The sequence below is a fragment of the Citricoccus parietis genome, assembly GCF_042433045.1.
Classification (GTDB): domain Bacteria; phylum Actinomycetota; class Actinomycetes; order Actinomycetales; family Micrococcaceae; genus Citricoccus; species Citricoccus parietis.
Genome location: NZ_JBHLWH010000016.1, coordinates 1 through 3,032, shown reverse-complemented (window position 1 = coordinate 3,032; position 3,032 = coordinate 1). Strand labels below are relative to the sequence as shown.

Genomic DNA, 3,032 nt, shown 5'->3' with positions numbered 1-3,032 from the left:
CGCGGGCGCCACCTTCACCGACTACATCAACCACCGCAGCACCGATCTCTGACCTTGGGCTCCCCGCATAGCCCGCTCCCGCTCTGGAATCGAGAGAATACGCCGGTCACGAATACGTCAGGCCAGCACTTACTGGATTATATGTCTAGTAAGTGGACTCTCTGACTACGTCTGTTCGGCGTTGTTGTAAGCCTCGAGGATGTCCTGATGGATGCGTCCTCGGGCCGAGACGTCGTAACCGTTCTGCTGGGCCCACTGGCGGATGGCCGCCGCCGGGCGAGGCGGCGCTTGAGGCGCGGTGGCTCGGCCCTGGCGAACGTAGGCGGTCAGTTCGCCGCGCAGCTGCTTGGCATTGGCGGTGGACAGGTCGATCTCGTAGTGGCGTCCATCCAGGCCGAACGAAACGGTTTCCTTTGCCGGAGATCCGTCGAGGTCGTCAATCAAAACTACTTGTGCCTTCTGGGCCATGGCTTCCTTAGGTCATGTGCTCGCACCGGCCCACACTGTGAGGCCACAGCCGGCAGTTTATCCGGACCTGGCCTAGTCAGAGGATGTTCCGCGCGTGTGGGAGTCGGCCGTGAGGTGGGCGGCGTGCTCACGCAGGTATTCGCAGAGGTAGGGTGCGTCGAAGTCGACCAGCCCGTAGCCGGCGGCCTGGATCATGCCCGCCTTGAGCAGCCGGTCGCGGTAGACCCCGGCGTACCGGCTGGTCTTGCCATGCGGGCGGCGATGTCCGCCAGAGTTTTTATCCCTTTAGAACTCACTTCCAGGGGTCGGCCTGGACTGTCGAACTCTGTGAGTCTGTCGGCCTGGCAGTCTGTCAGCATTGGTGGCCAACGGCGGCGTCCAGGGCTGCGGCGGTTCCGCCCCTGCAGTGGGGCGAAACGGATTCAACTGAGCCACGACCACTCCCCCGGTGTACTTGTGTGTACTTTGTGAACATCAGTGCACGGGGTGAACGAGAGTGTTCTTTCGCCTTGCGTGGATGTCTGCTGGTGAACGGTCGAAGACTCTGTGAGTCACGGGCTCTGTATGTCCACAACTCTGTCATGAGTATGTCCCGGCCGCGCTCGGCGTCCTCAGGGAGGGTTATGGAGTGGAGTTTGAGGACCCCTGCCTCTCTTCCTGTTCGCGTACCGGACGCCACCGCGGAACCTGCCGGTCCAACCACTGCAGCCGCTCTGGCTCCAGGGTTCCGGCGCGGTAGGCGCTCTGCTGGGCATAGACCCACACCGCCAGACTCTTCTCCTGGTCGCCAGGCATGTCAGTGTGCTGGGGGAACCTACCGTGGTCGTGGAGGAAGCGCAGCAGCTCGACCAGGCGTAGTCGCCAGTTGGATTCGTTCTCGATCGACCGGTCATCCAACCTCCACGACGGCAACACCCGATCTAATCCACGCTCTCGGTGCAAGGGCAACCGTTCTGCGCGATGGTGGGAGCGTTGGGTGATCAGCCAATGGGCCAGGGACCACTCGGAACCAGTCTGCCGGGAGTCATCCGACCGGCGGGCGTGCGGGCGGCGCTGGTGTTCTTGGAGGAATCGGTCCAGTTCCTCGAGGCGGGCTCGCCAGCGCCGGTCCGGATCCGGCCAGTTCGAGGGCCTGGGGCGCGGCCGGTCATGGAGGGCCAGGCGCGTCGGGGCGGGCCCGCCCCGAAGTGCTTCACCACGCCGGCGCACGTACTCCCGCACATACTCCGGGTTCACGTCGTTCAAGCGGGCAATGACCGCGGCTGAGACGCCCCTGTCGGACATCATCACCCATTCAGGATGTGCCCGCCCCTTCCGCTCCACACGCCGAGCCTAACCGGGCTTGAGGTCTCATGCTTCGCGGTTGTGGATAACCCTGAGAGCTACCGGTCGTGTCGGTCGTAGGGGTCCGTCCAGGAGGACTCTTCCCGGGGGATGCGGTGGACCCAGGAGGCCGGCACCCAGGCCTGCACCGGATGATGGGCGTCATCTGGCCACTGGACCAGGACGTGGGTCTGGGTCCAGCGCACCGCCTTGGCGTCTTGGACCGGGAAGCTCACCCGCACATAGGGCTCCAGGCCTGATGGTGGCCCGGAGGTGTCCTCGGGCTGCCAGGTCTTCGGCCCGCCGAAGACCGTCGGATCCGAGGTCCGGAACAACTCTGCGTTCGCACGGTACGCGCCACCGCCGGGGCGCTTCACCCACGACATGCACACCGCCTTGCCTCGGGCGCGGGGCGCCGTGCAGGCCAGGGGCCAGCACTGCGTTCAGTGATTGTCGAACACATCAGGTGCTGGCCAGTGGGCGGCGGCCGACCATGGACTGTTCGAGCCCCTGGTCGTCGTGGACGCGGATTAATCGCCAGCGGCCCGAATCGACGTGGTGGCTGATGTCGAGGGTGAGCAGGGGCGCGTTATGGGCTCGTTCCAGGCGTACTTGGAGCCGCCAGACTTCGTGGTCCACCAGGCCGGGGCCGCGGCCGCGCTCGGCCCGGTACTCTTCGGTCCACCACCGGCGGCGTTCGAACCAGCGGGCCGGTTCCGCGGCGACGATATAGCGGCGATGCTCCCAGTCCAGGCGCAGCGGCACCCCGGCCGTGGTGCACGTCACGCCCACCGATTGAGTCAAGGTTCCCACCCTGAATTCCCCTTCCTCGAGGCAATATGCCGACCCCATTTTGGGGTGAGCGTGACCGGCCCCTGGGACGGGGGCCAGCCTGCGAGGGGAAGACAGGAAGCAACGAGCAAGACCAGCCACTGTAGCGGCTGGTGCTCGGGTCAGAGGTTAGGGGAAGGGCCGGACGAGCTAGGAGGCGAGCTGGGAATCGCCGCAGTTGATGGGGGCATCGAAGCCCTGGACCCGGTGGTGTTCCTCGCTGGCTCGGAACCGCACACGCGGGCGGCCTGCGGCCGGCTGTTGTCCTGTCCCGCCGGAACGGCGTCGACCAGGTACCGGCCCTGGCGGGCCGGCTTCTTCTTCGTTTTTTGCTGCTGTTCTTCGGATTATGCGCCCCGGCTCCACCGGCACAAGCCCCTCCGCTAGCGCTACGGGGCCGGCTCCTGAAG

General features: G+C 65.7%; 4 protein-coding genes and 1 pseudogene. All 5 read right to left on the bottom strand.

All coding sequences use genetic code 11. From position 1 onward, the window contains the following. Positions 1-165: 165 nt before the first annotated feature. The 5 genes and pseudogenes from ACFFIO_RS06275 to ACFFIO_RS06255 all read right to left on the bottom strand — a co-directional run bounded on the left by ACFFIO_RS06275 (position 166) and on the right by ACFFIO_RS06255 (position 2,604). Complete coding sequence (locus tag ACFFIO_RS06275) at positions 166-468, bottom strand: histone-like nucleoid-structuring protein Lsr2 (protein ID WP_159554324.1); 303 nt, start codon at positions 466-468, stop codon at positions 166-168. Positions 469-540: 72 nt separating this feature from the next. Next, positions 541-705 (bottom strand): annotated as a pseudogene (locus ACFFIO_RS06270) (DUF8462 domain-containing protein); the annotation flags it as partial. 384 nt (positions 706-1,089) lie between these two features. Continuing rightward, positions 1,090-1,752, bottom strand: a complete 663-nt coding sequence (locus tag ACFFIO_RS06265) for a helicase associated domain-containing protein (protein ID WP_378040737.1) — start codon at positions 1,750-1,752, stop codon at positions 1,090-1,092. 98 nt (positions 1,753-1,850) lie between these two features. Further along, positions 1,851-2,177, bottom strand: a complete 327-nt coding sequence (locus ACFFIO_RS06260) for a hypothetical protein (protein ID WP_159554320.1) — start codon at positions 2,175-2,177, stop codon at positions 1,851-1,853. A gap of 76 nt (positions 2,178-2,253) precedes the next feature. Beyond that, a complete protein-coding gene (locus tag ACFFIO_RS06255) occupies positions 2,254-2,604 on the bottom strand; it encodes a DUF6504 family protein (protein ID WP_159554318.1) in 351 nt (116 codons plus the stop codon). Positions 2,605-3,032 lie beyond the last annotated feature (428 nt).

Coding starts and splice junctions, on each gene's coding strand:
- ACFFIO_RS06265 (WP_378040737.1), bottom strand. CDS start 1,752: ATGTCCGACAGGGGCGTCTCAGCCGCGGTCATTGCCCGCTTGAACGAC.
- ACFFIO_RS06275 (WP_159554324.1), bottom strand. CDS start 468: ATGGCCCAGAAGGCACAAGTAGTTTTGATTGACGACCTCGACGGATCT.
- ACFFIO_RS06260 (WP_159554320.1), bottom strand. CDS start 2,177: ATGTCGTGGGTGAAGCGCCCCGGCGGTGGCGCGTACCGTGCGAACGCA.